This is a genomic window from Paractinoplanes pyxinae (assembly GCF_026626335.1).
In the GTDB taxonomy this organism is placed as follows: Bacteria; Actinomycetota; Actinomycetes; order Mycobacteriales; family Micromonosporaceae; genus Actinoplanes; species Actinoplanes pyxinae.
Window position 1 is genome coordinate 288,565 of record NZ_JAPNTZ010000005.1, and the last position, 14,890, is coordinate 303,454.

General features: G+C 71.0%; 14 protein-coding genes. 7 read left to right on the forward strand and 7 right to left on the reverse strand.

Annotation, left to right across the window (positions count from 1 at the left end; translation table 11 throughout):
• Positions 1 to 19 precede the first annotated feature (19 nt).
• A complete protein-coding gene (locus OWR29_RS15670) occupies positions 20 to 3,499 on the forward strand; it encodes a PAS domain-containing hybrid sensor histidine kinase/response regulator (protein ID WP_267563556.1) in 3,480 nt (1,159 codons plus the stop codon).
• A 6-nt stretch (positions 3,500 to 3,505) separates the two neighbouring features.
• Here the strand turns inward: OWR29_RS15670 and OWR29_RS15675 are convergent, their stop codons facing one another.
• The 4 genes from OWR29_RS15675 to OWR29_RS15690 form a co-directional block, all read right to left on the reverse strand.
• On the reverse strand, positions 3,506 to 4,099 hold the full coding sequence (locus OWR29_RS15675) for a hypothetical protein (RefSeq protein ID WP_267563557.1): 594 nt from the start codon (positions 4,097 to 4,099) through the stop codon (positions 3,506 to 3,508).
• Positions 4,099 to 4,650: a hypothetical protein gene (locus OWR29_RS15680; RefSeq protein ID WP_267563558.1), complete on the reverse strand. Its 552-nt coding sequence runs from the start codon at positions 4,648 to 4,650 to the stop codon at positions 4,099 to 4,101. The genes OWR29_RS15675 and OWR29_RS15680 overlap by 1 nt, the downstream gene beginning before the upstream one ends.
• Before the next feature lie 4 nt (positions 4,651 to 4,654).
• On the reverse strand, positions 4,655 to 6,457 hold the full coding sequence (locus OWR29_RS15685; protein ID WP_267563559.1) for a serine/threonine-protein kinase: 1,803 nt from the start codon (positions 6,455 to 6,457) through the stop codon (positions 4,655 to 4,657).
• Between the two features lie 76 nt (positions 6,458 to 6,533).
• Positions 6,534 to 7,907, reverse strand: a complete 1,374-nt coding sequence (locus OWR29_RS15690; RefSeq protein ID WP_267563560.1) for a cation:dicarboxylate symporter family transporter — start codon at positions 7,905 to 7,907, stop codon at positions 6,534 to 6,536.
• Between the two features lie 92 nt (positions 7,908 to 7,999).
• On the opposite strand from OWR29_RS15690, the gene OWR29_RS15695 reads away from it, so the two are divergent.
• Complete coding sequence (locus OWR29_RS15695; RefSeq protein ID WP_267563561.1) at positions 8,000 to 9,532, forward strand: sensor histidine kinase; 1,533 nt, start codon at positions 8,000 to 8,002, stop codon at positions 9,530 to 9,532.
• Complete coding sequence (locus OWR29_RS15700) at positions 9,529 to 10,224, forward strand: response regulator (protein WP_267563562.1); 696 nt, start codon at positions 9,529 to 9,531, stop codon at positions 10,222 to 10,224. The genes OWR29_RS15695 and OWR29_RS15700 overlap by 4 nt, the downstream gene beginning before the upstream one ends.
• Here the strand turns inward: OWR29_RS15700 and OWR29_RS15705 are convergent.
• On the reverse strand, positions 10,209 to 10,724 hold the full coding sequence (locus tag OWR29_RS15705) for a hypothetical protein (protein WP_267563563.1): 516 nt from the start codon (positions 10,722 to 10,724) through the stop codon (positions 10,209 to 10,211). The genes OWR29_RS15700 and OWR29_RS15705 overlap by 16 nt on opposite strands.
• Before the next feature lie 148 nt (positions 10,725 to 10,872).
• Between OWR29_RS15705 and OWR29_RS15710 the strand changes: the two genes are divergently transcribed.
• From OWR29_RS15710 to OWR29_RS15720, 3 genes are read left to right on the forward strand one after another with little or no spacing between them, the layout of a single operon-like run.
• Positions 10,873 to 11,328 carry a MarR family winged helix-turn-helix transcriptional regulator gene (locus tag OWR29_RS15710; protein WP_267563565.1) on the forward strand — a complete coding sequence of 152 codons (456 nt, stop codon included), beginning with the start codon at positions 10,873 to 10,875 and terminating at the stop codon, positions 11,326 to 11,328.
• Positions 11,329 to 11,360: 32 nt separating this feature from the next.
• Positions 11,361 to 11,885: a hypothetical protein gene (locus tag OWR29_RS15715; RefSeq protein ID WP_267563566.1), complete on the forward strand. Its 525-nt coding sequence runs from the start codon at positions 11,361 to 11,363 to the stop codon at positions 11,883 to 11,885.
• Between the two features lie 12 nt (positions 11,886 to 11,897).
• Entirely contained in the window at positions 11,898 to 12,776 is an 879-nt protein-coding gene (locus OWR29_RS15720; protein ID WP_267563567.1) for an aminoglycoside phosphotransferase family protein, read from the forward strand.
• Here OWR29_RS15720 and OWR29_RS15725 read toward each other — a convergent pair.
• Positions 12,773 to 13,468 carry a hypothetical protein gene (locus OWR29_RS15725; RefSeq protein ID WP_267563568.1) on the reverse strand — a complete coding sequence of 232 codons (696 nt, stop codon included), beginning with the start codon at positions 13,466 to 13,468 and terminating at the stop codon, positions 12,773 to 12,775. The genes OWR29_RS15720 and OWR29_RS15725 overlap by 4 nt on opposite strands.
• 58 nt (positions 13,469 to 13,526) lie before the next feature.
• On the opposite strand from OWR29_RS15725, the gene OWR29_RS15730 reads away from it, so the two are divergent.
• On the forward strand, positions 13,527 to 14,150 hold the full coding sequence (locus OWR29_RS15730; protein ID WP_267563569.1) for a cupin domain-containing protein: 624 nt from the start codon (positions 13,527 to 13,529) through the stop codon (positions 14,148 to 14,150).
• On the opposite strand, the gene OWR29_RS15735 is transcribed toward OWR29_RS15730, so the two are convergent.
• Positions 14,144 to 14,890, reverse strand: a complete 747-nt coding sequence (locus tag OWR29_RS15735) for a PIG-L deacetylase family protein (RefSeq protein WP_267563570.1) — start codon at positions 14,888 to 14,890, stop codon at positions 14,144 to 14,146. The genes OWR29_RS15730 and OWR29_RS15735 overlap by 7 nt on opposite strands.

Consider the following 14,890-nt stretch of genomic DNA (forward strand, 5'->3'; position numbering starts at 1 on the left):
CCTTGTACGGTTATTCACCGTGAGTAGCCGACACGTCGCCTCCGCGGCGGTCGCCACCGGAGCCCTGGTCTGGGCCTGGCGCCGCCTCGTCCGCCGTCACGACCGCCGGCGCCTCGAGCGGTACATCCACCTCGCGGCGATCCTCGAGGAGACGGCCGCCCCCGCCTTCGTCAAGACGCTGGACGGGCGCTACCGGATCGTCAGCCCCGCCTACGAGCGGCTGCACGGCATCGGCGAGGCCGCCGGGCGCTTCGACCACGAGGTGCACTCCCCCGACAAGATGGCCGAGATCCACCGGCACGACACCGACGTGCTCATCGGCAACGGCCCGGTCGCGTACGAGGAGGAGCTGGACGGCCGGTGGTTCGTGACCACGCTGCACGCGCTCCGGGACGGGCGCGGACGGCCGTACGCGATCTTCGGCGCCGGCGTCGACGTGACCCAGCTGCGCCTGGCCGAGGGCAAGTTCCGCAGCCTGCTCGACGCCTCGCCCGAGGCGATGGTGTGCGTCAACAGCGACGGCCAGATCGTGCACGCCAACAGCCGTGCGGTCGAACTGTTCCGTTACCGGCGCGACGAGATGACCGGCGCGGCCATCGAGACGCTGGTGCCCGGGGCCAGCCGCAAGGTCCACGTGCAGCACCGCAACCGCTACTTCGCCACCCCGAGCGCCCGGCCGATGGGCGAGGGCATGCTGCTGACCGCCCGGCGCAAGGACGGCACCGAGTTCCCGGTCGACGTCAGCCTCTCCCCCGTGCAGGCCGAGGGCAAGACGATGGTGCTCGCGGCCATCCAGGACGTCACCGCCCGCCGCCTGCAGGGCCACACCAACGCGCGCCTGGCCGCCATCGTCGAGTCGTCCAACGACGCGATCGTCAGCAAGGCCCTCGACGGCACGATCCAGACGTGGAACTCCGGGGCCGAGCGGCTGTACGGCTACACGGCGGCCGAGATGATCGGCCACGACGTCACCCGGCTGCTGCCGCCGGACCGGCTCGACGAGGAGAAACACCTGCTCAGCCGGGTCAACCAGGGCGAGACGCTGCCGCAGCACGAGACCCGGCGGATGCGCAAGGACGGCCGGATCATCGAGGTCTCGCTGAGCATGGCCCCCATGCGCGACGACGACGGACACATCATCGGCGCGTCGACCGTCGCCCACGACATCACCGCCCGGGTCAAGGCGGAGACGCGGCTGCGCATCGAGCGCGAACAGCTCCAGATGATCATGTCGGCGGCGGCCGACCCGTTCTTCTCGATGAACGCGAGCGGGGTCATCAAGGAGTGGAACCGCCAGGCCGAGCAGGTCTTCGGCTGGCCCCGCGAAGAGATCATCGGGCGCAACGTGGCCGACACCGTGCTGCCCGGCCGGTACCGCCCGGCGCTGCAGCGGTTCCTCGACGGCCGGTGGGAGTGGCTGCTCGACCGCCCGACCGAGATGCAGGCCCTGCACCACGACGGACGGGAACGACCGGTCGAACTGACCATGTGGCGCATCCAGCACGACGGAAACGCGCAACTCCACGCATTCGCGCGCGACATCAGCGCGCGCCGCGAGACCGAGCAGGCACTGGCCGAGGCACGCGACCAGGCGATCGAGACGGCCCGGCTCAAGTCGCAGTTCCTGGCCTCGATGAGCCACGAGATCCGCACCCCGATGAACGGCGTCATCGGCCTGACCAGCCTGCTGCTCGGCTCCAGTTTGGACGAACAGCAGCGCCGGTACGCCGAGGGCATCAGCACGGCCGGCTCGGCGCTCCTGTCGGTCATCAACGACGTGCTCGACTTCAGCAAGCTGGAAGCGGGCAAGGTGCTGCTCGAGGACACCAACTTCCAGCTGCGCCGCCTCGTCGACGACGTGGTCGCCCTGGTCGCGCCGCCCGGCACCGGGGGCACGGTCACCATCACCGGCGAATGCGACCCGCGCCTGCCGTCGACGGTGAGCGGCGACGCGGCCAAGCTGCGCCAAGTGCTGCTGAACCTGGCCGGAAACGCCATCAAATTCACCGCGTACGGCAATGTCTCGATCACTGTCATGCCGGACGCCAACCAGCCGGCGGGGCCCGACGCCGTTCCCGTACGGTTCGAGGTGCGCGACACCGGCATCGGCATCGACCACAACGAGCAGGAGAAACTGTTCGAGCCGTTCACGCAGGCCGACGCGGGCACGACCCGCCGGTTCGGCGGCACCGGCCTCGGACTGGCCATCTCGCGCGACCTCGTCGAGGTGATGGGCGGCCACATCGGCGTGCACAGCGAACCGGGCCGGGGCAGCACGTTCTGGTTCACGGTGACGCTGCGGGCGGCCCGCGCCGGCGTGGACGTGGCCTCGAGTCACGCGCTCGACGGCCTGCGCGTGGTGATCGTCGACGAGGACGAGCGGGACCGCGCGGTGCTGGCCGACCAGCTGGCGGCGTGGTCGATGCAGGCCACCGGCGTGGAGAGCAGCGAGGCCGCGTACGACATCCTGCGTGACGCCGCCGCCACCGGGCGCCCGATCGACCTGGTCATTCAGGACGTGCGTACGGCGGGACTGCGCACACCGGCGCCGGAGGGCACACCGACCCCCAAGACCATCCTGCTCACGAACGACCCCACCGCGCTGCCGTCCGAGCCCGACCCGCAGGCGGTGTCGGCCGCATTCACGAAGCCACTGCGGCAGAGCCAGCTGTACGACGCCCTGGTCGGCGTGCTCGTGCCGAGCGAGGAGCCCGCCTCACCCCCGGCGCCGGCCCCCGTCGGCCGCGGTCACGTGCTGCTGGTCGAGGACAACGACATCAACCGGACGGTGGCCCTGGGCATCCTGGCCAACCTCGGCTACAGCGCGGACGTGGCGGTGAACGGCCGCGAGGCCGTCGAGATGGCCGGCCGGCGCGACTACCAGCTCATCTTCATGGACTGCCTGATGCCCGAGATGGACGGCTACGCCGCCACAGCGGAGATCCGCCGCCGCGAGGGCGAGGGCCGCCACGTCCCGATCATCGCCCTGACCGCGAGCGCCCTGACCGAGGACAGGACAAGGTGCCTGGAAGCCGGAATGGACGAACACATAGCCAAGCCCCTGGTCCCGGCCGACGTGGCCGCCGCCCTGGCGAAGTGGGCGAAGCCGACCCCAACCGGCGCCGACGTGGTCGCCCAGATCGAGACCCGCCTCAACCAGCTGCGCGGCCCCGACCCGGCCGAGAGCGCCCCCATCATCGAACGCCTGCTCCGCACGATGGTCGACCGCATCCCCGACCACATCGAGAAGATCAGCCAGGCCCTGGCCCTGGACGACACTCCCACGCTGCGCAACGAGGCCCACCAACTGAAGGGCATCATGGCCAACATCGGAGCCGCCACAGCCGCCGACGCCTGCGGCCACCTGGAAGACCAGGCCCGAGCGGGAGACCTCGAAACGGCGGTGGAGGCGCTGGCCGCGTTGCACCCCGAGATCGACGCCGTCCGCCAGGCCGTCACCGTCATCCTGCGCGCTCCGGTGGCGGCCGAACTGCCGTGAGGCCGCTCACCAGCCCCAGCCCGGCTCGCCCAGGACGCGGCAGCCGACGGCGTCGGCGACCTGGGGCAGCACCTCGGCCCAGCTGGAGTGGACGAAGATGCTGTGGCCGGGCCGGTTCTCCTCGAACCAGGTGTCGGCGCCGTTGAGGCCGAGCTCGAAGCCGGCCAGGCTGTGGTCCATCGGCCAGCAGATCATCCAGCTGATCGACACCGGATCCTCCCCGGCCGCGGCCACTGCGATGTCCTCCACGCCGCTGTCCACCGGCCGGTCCGTCGTGGAAACCCGGACTGCCAGGTCGGGTAGCTGCCGCAAGGTGGTCACCACCTGGGGCACCAGGTCGAGGAAAGCACTGTGGTTCCCGTCGGGAAACAGGTGTGACACCACTTCCGGCAGGCGGCCGGCCGGGCGGTCGACCGCTACCACGCCGGCGCCCAGGTCCAAGTAGCGTCCGAGCTCGTGAGTGGTCGTCTCGACGTCGACCTGGACGTGGCGCGAGCAGCTGCACCTGTCGTCCGACCAGGCCACCAGCTGCCGGGCCAGGCGGAGGGCGGCCTGGGGGTCGTCGGTCGTGTGGATCCGGGCGACGCGCGAATTGCTCATCAGGCTCGGCTCAGGTGGGACGCCATCGCGGTCATCAGGCGTTCGCGGGCGTCGACCTCTTTGAGGCGGGCGTCGGTGGCCTGGCGGCGCCACATGTCGCGCGGGCTGTGCAGGTCTCGGGTGCTCTCGGTGGGTTCGTCGCCGGCCTCGGACTGCTTGGTCAGCGCGTACCGCAGCTTCTCGTGGCGGTCGAGCCAGGCCTCGAACGCCTCGCGGACGGGTGGCTCGGCGAACAGGCCGACCAGCACGCGGGCCCGCACCAGATCGTCGTCGCTGTCCCCGCCGGCGCTGACCCGCACGACCGTCGTGGCGATTTCCACGTACGAGTCCTCGAGCCGGCGGTCCCGTCGGTCGCTCCCGGATTGAGTGTGCCGCAGCTCCTCCAGGCGTCGCCCGTGCTCGCCGGCCAGCTCGGCCAGGGCCTGCGCATGCCGGTTGTTCTCGCGGGCCAGTTCGGCGGTCTGGCGCTGGCTGCGGACGGTCGTGGCCCACCCGAAGATCAGGCCGGCCACCGCCACCACCCCGCTCCCGACGGGCGTGATCCAGTCCATGGGCTCAGTCGGCGCAGTAGCGGCCGTCGTACTCGGCGCCGGCGATGACGCCGCCCCACTTGACGCACGCCCCGTCGGCCACCGGGCCGGCCTGCACCCCGCCGGCGTAGAACTCGTCCTTGCGCCGGTCGTTGGCCCGCGGCTGCCCGTCGATCTCCAGGTAGGCCGACATGTTGATCTTCTTGCCGTCGCTGGTCGAACGCAGGGTGACCGTGCAGACCTGCTCGCCCTCGTTCAGCGAGAGCAGGTAGACCTGGCCCACCTCCTCGCCGTCGTCGCCGCGCACCTTGCCCTGGTCGAGCACCTGGAAGTCGTCGCCGCAGAGGCGTTCCGGCTCGAGCGTGTTCTCGATCTCGCTGGGCTCGGGGTCGGGCGACTCGGTCGTCTCGGTGGGGTCGGGGGCCGGCTCCTGGGTGCGCGGCTTCGAGGTCGGCTTGCGGGTCTTGGACGGCTTGGCCGTGGGGCTGCTGGTGTCGACGATCGCGCCGCCGGCCGACGGGTCCTCGCCGCCGCCGTCGGACATGGCGAAGGCCACCCCGATGCCGCCCACGCCGACCACCACCGCGGCGATGGCCGAGGCCAGCACGATGTTGCGCGGGCGCTTGCGGGAGCCCTCGGAGGAAGAGCCGGCGCCACGGTCGAGGTCAGCCGCGCCGGCAGCCGCAAACCGCCCGGACTGACCGCCGTAGGTGTTCTGCGGAGGCACCCCGGCCGAGGCGCGACCGGCCTGGTAGCCGCCGGAAGAAGCGGGGTAGCCGCCGGGGGAAGCGGGGTGGCCGCCGGGGGAAGCGGGGTGGCCGCCGGGGGCAACGGGGTAGCCGCCCGACGACACCGGCCGGGCCGATCCGGTGTTCTGGTAGCCGCGCGGCGGCACGGGCGGGGCCGGCATGCGGCCCGACGTGGCCGGCCCGGGTTGCCCGTACGGGCGGGTGGCCTGGGTGTTCGTCGGCCCCTGGAAGCGGGTCGCCTGCGTGTTGGGCGGACGGCCGGGCGAGCGGGCCAGCGTCGCCATCTCGGCCGCGCTCGAGAACCGCTGCGACGGCTCCTTGGCCAGGGCCCGCAGCACCAGCGCGGCCACCGCCGGCGGCACGTCGGGCGGCAGGGTGGGCAGATCGCCGTACACCAGCTGGGACATCACCTGCAGCGGGTTGTCCCCGACGTACGGCGGACGGCCGGTGAGGCAGCAGTAGGCCACGGCGCCCAGGGCGTACACGTCGGTCTGCGGGCCGATCGGCTTGGCCTCGGCCTGCTCGGGGGCCATGTAGTTGACCGAGCCGAGCACGACATTCGTGCCGGTGAGCCCGGCCCCGGCGGCGGAGCGGGCGACCCCGAAGTCGACGAGCACGATGGCGCCGTTACGCCGTACCAGAAGGTTGGCCGGTTTGACGTCGCGGTGCACGATGCCCGCCTCGTGCGCGACCTGCAGCGCGTCGGCCACCTGGGCCACGATCGTCATCGTCTCGCCCGGGCTCAGCCGGCCCGCCTGCTCGATGCGCTTGGCCAGCGAGATGCCCTCGATGAACTCCATCACCAGGTAGTCGATGCGGTTCGCGCCGACCTGGGCGTTCTCGCCGTAGTCGTAGACCTGGACGATGCCGGGGTGGCGCAGCGCGGCCATCATGCGGGCCTCGGTGCGGAACCGCTGCAGGAACTCGCGGTCGGCCATGAGCGCGGGCAGGATCGTCTTGACGGCGATCGGCCGGTGGAGCATGAGGTCTTCGCCCCGCCAGACCTCGCCCATGCCACCGGCGGCGATCCGCTGGGTCAAGCGATAACGGTCGTTGAGCATGGTTCCCGGGGACAGCACCCGGACATGCTACTCACCCGGGGAAAACGAGCGGCCCGGCCACCTCCGCTGGGTCGGAGGAAGCCGGGCCGCGGAACTAGGCCTTGCCGGCCGGCGCCGGTTCGGGGGTCGTGTCCTGCGTGGCTTCGTCGTCGGAGTCGTCGAGCATGGTGGCCTCGTCGAACGGGTCGGCGCCGGACAGCACCGCCCGGGTCTTGTCCCGGTCGATCTCGTTGGTCCAGGTGCCGACCAGCACGGTGGCGACCGCGTTGCCGGCGAAGTTGGTCAGCGCCCGGGCCTCGGACATGAACCGGTCGATGCCGACGATCAGGCCGACGCCGTCGACCAGTTCGGGCCGGTGGCTCTGCAGGCCGCCGGCCAGCGTGGCCAGGCCGGCCCCGGTGATGCCGGCCGCGCCCTTGGACGCGATGATCATGAAGACCAGCAGGGAGATCTGCTCGCCGATGTTGAGCGGCTGGTCCAGCGCCTCGGCGATGAACAGCGAGGCCATGGTCAGATAGATCGCCGTGCCGTCGAGGTTGAACGAGTAGCCGGTCGGAACGGTGATGCCGACGACCGGCTTGCTGACGCCCAGGTGTTCCATCTTGGCGATCAGGCGGGGCAGAGCCGACTCCGACGACGAGGTCGACAGGATCAGCAGGAACTCGCGGCCGAGGTACTTGAGCAGCGAGAAGATGTTCATCCGGGCGAACGCCCAGAGGATCACGGCCAGGATCACGAAGACGAAGATGGCGCAGGTGACGTAGAAGCCGAGCATGATCTGCGCGAGGCTCTTGAGCGCGTCCACGCCGGTCTCGCCGACGACGGCCGCGATCGCGCCGAACGCGCCGATCGGGGCCAGCCACATGATCATGGCGAGGATCTTGAAGACCAGCCGCTGGATGGTGGTTATGGCCCGCAGCACCGGCTCGCCGCGGCGGCCCATGCCCTGCACCGCGAAGCCGACCAGCAGCGCCACGAGCAGCGTCTCGAGCACTTCGCCGTCGGTCAGCGAGGACAGCAGGCTGTTGGGGATGATGCCGAGGATGAAGTCGGCCAGGCCCTCCTCGCCGGTGTCGCCGACCGCCTTCTGCCCGGCCGCGGCGGCGGCCGCGTCCAGGTGCAGCCCGGCGCCGGGGTGGATGATGTTGCCGACGACCAGGCCGATGGCCAGGGCGACGGTCGACATGATCAGGAAGTAGCCGAGGGCCAGCCCGCCGACGCGGCCGACCTTGGCCGCCTGACGGATCGAGCCGACGCCGAGCACGATGGTGCAGAAGATGACCGGGGCGATCATCATCTTGATCAGGTTGACGAAGCCGGTGCCGATCGGCTTGAGCTCCTTGGCGACGTCCGGAGCCGCGAGGCCGAGCACGATGCCCGCCACGACCGCCACGATGACCGCCAGGTAGAGGTAGTGCGTTCTGTCCCGCCGGACCCGCGGGGTGGGGGTGGGGGTCTGGGTCTCCATGACGCAGACTGTGTCCTGCGTCTCATATCGAGGGCGAGATTGAGTTCATTCTGTTTACCGCTTCGTTCACCGCCGGGAACCGAGACCGAAACATGCCGATGACACAAGGCTGGAGCATCGCCCGCCGGCTCTTCATCCTGCAGGTGCTGGTCGTGACGGCGCTGGTGGCGATCGGCACCACCGGGGCGGTGCTGCTGGCCCGCGACGACGCCGAGCAGGCCGCGATCGACCAGGTCAAGGGCATCGCCCAGGCGGTCGCGCACAACCCGATGGTCATCGCGGCAGTGCGCGGCGCCGACCCGTCGCAGGTGTTGCAGCCGTACACCGAGGACGTCCGCAAGGCCACGGGCACCGACTTCATCGTGGTGATGGCGACCGACCGCACCCGCTTCACGCACACCCGGCCCGAGCTGATCGGCCAGAAGTTCATCGGCACCATCCGGGGCGCGCTCGACGGCGGCACGGTGATCGAGACGAGCGTCGGCACGCTGGGTGAGTCGGTGCGCACGGTGGTGCCGGTGCGCGACGCGGCCGGGGCGGTGATCGCCCTCGTGTCGGTCGGCATCACCACCGAGGCGATCAATCAGAAGCTTCTTTCCCGTACGCCGGCCGTGGCCATCCCGACGGCGCTGGCCCTGCTGCTCGCGGCGGCCGGGTCGTGGCTGCTCAGCCGTCGCCTGCGCCGCCAGACGCACGGCCTCGGCCCGGCCGAGATGACCAGAATGTACGAGTATCACGACGCGGTGCTCCACTCGGTGCGCGAGGGCCTGGTGGTGGCCGACCGGTCCGGCACGGTGACCCTGGTCAACGACGAGGGCCGCCGGTTGCTGGGCGAGGGCGAGCTGCCGCCCGAGATCAGCGCGCTGGTCGCCTCGCGGACGGCCGTCGAGGACGAGCCGGTGCTGGCGGGTGACCGCATCCTGGTGGCCAACCAGCGCGAGATCCGCTCGGAGGGGCAGCGGATCGGCACCGTGCTCACCCTGCGCGACCACACCGAGCTGCGGGCGCTGACCGGCGAGCTCGATTCCGTCCGCGGGCTGACCGAGGCGCTGCGGGCGCAGGCCCACGAGGCCGCGAACCGGCTGCACACCGTGCTGACCATGGTGGAGCTGGGCCGCACGGAGGAAGCCGTGCGCCTGGCCACGGCCGAGCTCGAGGTGGCCCAGCAGCTGACCGACCAGGTGGTGGGGGCGCTCAGCGAGCCCGCCCTGGCCGCCCTGCTGCTGGGCAAGTCGGCCCAGGCCGCCGAGCGCGGCGTGCAGCTGATCGTGGACGATACTTCCCGGCTCGACAGCGCCCCGCTGCCCAGCCGGGACCTGCTGACCGTGGTCGGCAACCTGGTCGACAACGCGCTCGAGGCGGTGGCCGGCACCGAGCCGCCGAGGGAGGTGACCGTGCTGGTGGTCGACGCGGACGGCGAGATCCTGGTGCGGGTGGGCGACACCGGGCCCGGGCTGTCGTCGGAGGAGGCTTTCCGGCGCGGGTGGTCGACCAAGGCCGAAGGCCGTGGGCTGGGTCTGGCCCTGGTCAAGCAGGTGGTGGACCGGCACGGCGGCAGCATCGGCGTGGCGGCCGGCCCGGGTGGGGGCGCGGTGATCACCGTACGGCTGCCGGTGCGCCCGTGACGGCGGCCATCCGGGTGCTCGTGGTCGAGGACGAGCCGCTGATCGCCGAGGCCCATGCCGCCTACGCGGGAAGGGTCGAGGGTTTCGAGGTGGCGGCCGTGGCGCACACGGCCCAGCGGGCGATGGCCACGCTGCGCACCACGCCGGTCGACCTGGTGCTGCTCGACCTCAACCTGCCCGACATGAACGGCCTCGAGCTGACCCGGGCCCTGCGCGCGGCCGGCATCGGCACCGACGTGCTGGTGGTGACCTCGGCCCGCGACTTGGCCGTGGTGCGCTCGGCGGTTTCGCTGGGCGTCACGCATTACCTGCTCAAGCCCTTCACGTTCGCCACCTTCCGCGAGAAGTTGCTGGGCTACGCCCGGTATCGCGCGCAGATGCTCGGCGTCGAACCGGTCGCGGCGCAGCACGAGATCGACCGGGCGCTGGCCGCGCTGCGCGGCGCCTCCCCCGACTCGCTGCCCAAGGGCCTCGACCAGGGCACGCTCGACCTGGTGCTCGGAGTGCTGCGCGGCGCCGGGGACGACACCGGGCTGTCGGCGGCCGAGGTCGCGGCCCGGATGGGCGCCTCCCGGGTCACCGCGCGGCGCTACCTGGAGCACCTGGCCGAGAGCGGGCAGGTCGTGCGGAGCCCGCGCTACGGCGGGCCGGGGCGGCCGGAGGTCGAATACCGCCGTCAGTCGCGTTTCTGAAGGACGGCGAACGTGGCGGCGGTGGCGGAGCCGTAGACCAGGTGCGCACCGAGATCCTTGGCCAGGGTGACCCGGTCGTACTCGTAAATGGGTTTGTAGAGACCGGCCGGCGGGAGAACCGCGTAGCCGGTGAGCCAGACGCCGGCCCCGAACGGCGGGCCGTAGGCGGCACGCGGCTTCGGCAGCGACCCGGCCAGCACGCCGTAGGCGGCGCCGTTGAGGATGCCGTAACCCCAGTGCGTGATGTTGTTGACCAGCGCGGCCTGGCTGTCGGGGAGCTTGCGTTGGAACAGGCCCTCGTAGAGACGGCGGCCGACCTGAGCGGGGGCAGGCGCCTCGTCCCACGTGTGCACGGTGGAAGAGAACTCCCAGTCGAAGAAGCCGTCTTTGCCACCGCCGCGCTTGTAGCGCCAGTAGAGCAACGCATCCATGGCGAGGGTGCCGACCGCGCCGGCGACGAGGCCGCGCACAACCGCGCCCAGAGGAGTCGTACGAGTCATGGGTCTTTCCCTTCTCGTGCTGGTGCCCCTCAGCTTCCTCCCCGGCTGTGACAATCGGGGGTCGCCCGCGACGGCCCGAGTAACCGACGTCTCACTGCGGGCGCGGTCGTGCAGGATTTGAATGATTCGCCGTGGTTATCGTGAACTCATGGCAACCGATGCGGTCACTCCGATGGGGACAGTCTCGTTCCGGCTGGGGCTGCTCGGGGTCGCGCAGGACGCGCTGTACGCGACCCGGCTGGCCGGCCTCGGCCTGAAGCCGAAGCATGTGGCGCTGCTGTGCGTGCTGCGGCTGCGCGGCGCCGAGTCGCAGATGGAACTGGCCGGGCTGCTGGGGGTGGCGCCGAGCCTGGTGGTGCTGCTGGCCGACCATCTCGAGGAGCGAGGGGCGATCCAGCGCGTACGCGATCCCGCCGACCGCCGACGGCAGAGCCTGCGCCTGACCGAGACCGGCCTGCGCCTGCTCGCCTCGGCGACCGAGGTGGCCGCCCAGCTGGACGAGGAACTGGCGCTGTCGCTGCCCGCCGCGGAACAGGCGGCGCTCAATGCCGCCCTGGATCATTTGCTCGGCCGGGCCCCGGATCGGATTTCGGCACCGGAGTGATCAGGATCCGGGCGATGTGGGATTCTTCGGCCATGACGACGCCGCAGCCGCCCTCGCCCGAGAACTTCCAGCGCCCGGCCGCGCAGCCCGGGCCGGACGCCGCGCCCGCGCCCGGCGACCCGTTTATTGCAGGGCCGGCGCCGGTGAGCGCCGAGGGTCAGGTGCCGCCCCAGAACGCCGTACGCGGAAAAGCGAAGCCGTGGCTGATCGCGGGCGTCGCCGGCGCGGTCATCGGCGCTCTCGTCGTCGGGATCTTGTGGGCGGCCAGCTCGTTCGTCGGCGGCGCCGGGGACGACGACGCGGCCCAGGACGCCGCGGCCGCCTGCGGCGTCTTCGAGCGGGTGCCCGACGACTGGAAGCAGGAAACGGTCACCGAGGAGAACACGTACCAGCTCGGCGGCGCGATCGCCCTGGCCCAGGCAGCCGGCCAGCGCGACCAGAAGTACCGCGCCCTGGCCACCCAGGCCCAGCAGGTGCAGCAGGCCGTCGTCACCTTCGACATCACGCGCGTCAACCAGCTGGTCGTCGACGTCCGCAACACCTGCAACGACCTCTGACGCCGGACGATCGTGCACGCCGACCAGCTCGAGATCTCGCCCGCAACTGTCCGTACGCTGATCGACGACCAGTTCCCGCAGTGGCGCCACCTCGCTGTCCGGCCGCTGTCCACGCAGGGCACGGTCAACGCGATCTTCCGCCTGGGCGACGACCTGACGGCCCGCTTCCCCCTGCAGCTTCGCCCCGGCGCCCATGAGTGGCTGCGCTCCGAAGCCGAGGCCGCCGCCGAACTGCTGGGCCGCACGCGCTTCGCCACTCCGAAGCCGGTCGCCCTGGGCGAGCCCGGCCCGGGTTACCCCTCACCGTGGTCCGTCCAGACATGGCTGCCCGGCGAAGTCGTCACCACGCAAACCTTGGGCGATGCCTTCGCGCTCGACCTGGCCGAGTTCATCACCGGCGTCCGCGCCATCGACACCCGCGGCCGCACCTTCCGCGGCGGCGGCCGGGGCGGCGACCTCAAGGACCACGACGACTGGATGGAGACGTGCTTCGAGCGCAGCGAGTCTCTTCTGGACGTGCCGACCCTTCGCCGCATCTGGTCCGACCTGCGCGACCTCCCGCGCGGCGACCACGCCGACCTCATGACTCACGGCGACCTGATCCCCGGCAACCTCCTCGTCACCGACGGCCGCCTGACCGGCGTCCTGGATGTCGGCGGTCTCGGCCCGGCCGACCCCGCCCTCGAGTTGGTCGCCGCCTGGCACCTGCTGGAGGACGGTCCGCGGGCGACGCTGCGCCGCGCCCTGGCCACCGACGACCTGCAGTGGCAGCGAGGCCAGGCATGGGCCTTCGTTCAGGCCATGGGCCTCCCCTGGTACTACGACCAGACCAACCCACCCATGGCCGAAACCGGCCGCCGCACCCTTGCCCGTATCGTCGCGAGCTTCTAGAAGGTCCGGGCGACGTCCAGGTCTTTGATGCGGCTCTTCAGAACCGCTTTCACCCCGTCGTAGTCGCTGACGAAGGAGCTGCTGTTCCACTCGTCGTCGTCGACGAAGGCCGCGAGCAACGGGAACTGGTTCCCACGGGTCAGGTGTGCTTCGGTGATGTCGGCCTGGCCACCGGACCGCAGCTCCGCCAGCAGCTTTTCTTCCAGCACCGTGCTGGCGATGATCGCGGGATATCGTGCCCGGAACTCCAGGGCGAGGTCGGCCAGATAGTGCAGCATCTCGTCCACCCGCTGCTCGATGTCGTCGTGCAGCACGAAGCGTTCGCGTTGCATCCGCTGCAGCAAGGCGCGCGCCTCAGCGAGCGTCCTCATCTGCTCCTCGAATCGCTTGCCGGTCGGGTGAGCGGCGAGCAGATGCCGGGCGATCGACGCGCGCTCGAAGCCGGCCTTGAGGTCCTGCAAAGCGCCGGTCAGGATGCGCATCTTCTCGGCTTCACGGGTCCGTTCGAAGTTCCGCTGATTGAGCGTGTAGGTGATGATCCCGGTGACGAGCACCGCGGCGCACAGAGGCATGAGTCCCTTGGCCAACTCGGCCCCTACGTCGATCCGCGCGGACGCTCTCCACAACAGAGCTGCCTCGAGCACCAGCAGGACAAGGAACAGACCACTCAGCCAGATCAGGGTGCGCCGCATCCGGGCATCCTGCCATCGCCTTTTGACATCGACGGGGTCGGATGGTGGGGTGGTGGCCGTGAAGGGTCAGATCGTGCACTCGCCCGCCGGTGAAGCGGTTGTCCTCGATGACGTCGGGCAGACGGTGCTGCTGGACAATCCGGTCGTGCGGGTGTGGGACGTGTCGCTGCGGGCCGGTGAGACCCACCCCTGGCATCTGCACCACAACCCGTACGTCGTGCTGAGCTTGGCCGGTTCCGAGGCGCGCATGGATTGGCTGGACGGGAGCGAGCCGCGCTTTCTCAACGAGTATCGCGGCGGGTCGGTTTATCGGCCGCTGTCGCCCGTGCACCGGCTCACCAACATCGGCGACCGGTTCTATCAGAACCGGCTGGTCGAGCTCAAAGACCTCGGCGAGAACCGGCCGTCGCCGGTGGATGTCGGGGCCGGTGACCGCAGCGTCGAGGGTGAGCGCCCGGGGCCGCAGACCCCGGACGGCCGTCTGCCGGTGATCGACCACCCGCACGTCAAGGTGTGGACTGTTGCCGTCGACGACCAGCGCAAGCTCGACCTGGCCGACCTTCCGCACGTCGTCGCCGCGTTGCGGAACGACGGCGACGTGTCGTTCCACCCGGGCGGCCCGCTGACGCTGACCGGCCCGGGTGAGTGGTTCGTGGTCGAGCTGACCTACACGGCTCAGTAGAGGTCGAAGCGGAACACCTCGAAGCCGGCGGCGTACTTGGTGCCCAGCTTGCTGCCGCCCTGGCGGGCGAAGCCCTCGAGGAATTCCTCGGAGTCGAAGTCGCCCGAGCCGAGCCCGCGCAGGTAGGCCGCGTGCGCCTCGAGCGAGCGCACGCCCAGCTCGAACGTGGCCGTGGTGTCGGCGCCGTGCTTGGCCCGCGGGGACCCGGCCGCCCACACCTGGCGGACGCCGCCCCACTTCTCCAGGTTCTCCTCGATCTGGTCGCGGAACACCCAGCGGTTGGCCGCGTCCCGCACCGCGTCCAGCACGGCCTGACCGGTCGCGATGTGGTCGGCCATGTTGAGCGCCGTGCCGTCCGGGTCCCAGCTGTCGCGGAAGTTGTTGGTGATCACAATCTCCGGCCGGTGCACGCGGATCACCCGGGCCAGCACGGACCGCAGTGTCACGCCGTACTCGATGACGCCGTCCGGCAGGCCCAGGAACTCGACCTGCTTGACCCCCACGATCTGGGCCGACGCCCGCTGCTCGACCTCGCGCACCGGGCCCGCCTCGTCCGGGTCCATGGCGTCGATGCCGGCCTCGCCGCTGGTCAGCAGCACGTACACGATGTCTTTGCCTTGCCCGGTCCAGCGCGCGACGGCGGCCGCCGCGCCGAATTCCAAGTCGTCGGGGTGGGCCACGATCGCCAGTCCCCGCTGCCAGTCCTCGTCGACGGGCTGCCACTGAACGCCATCGGTCAT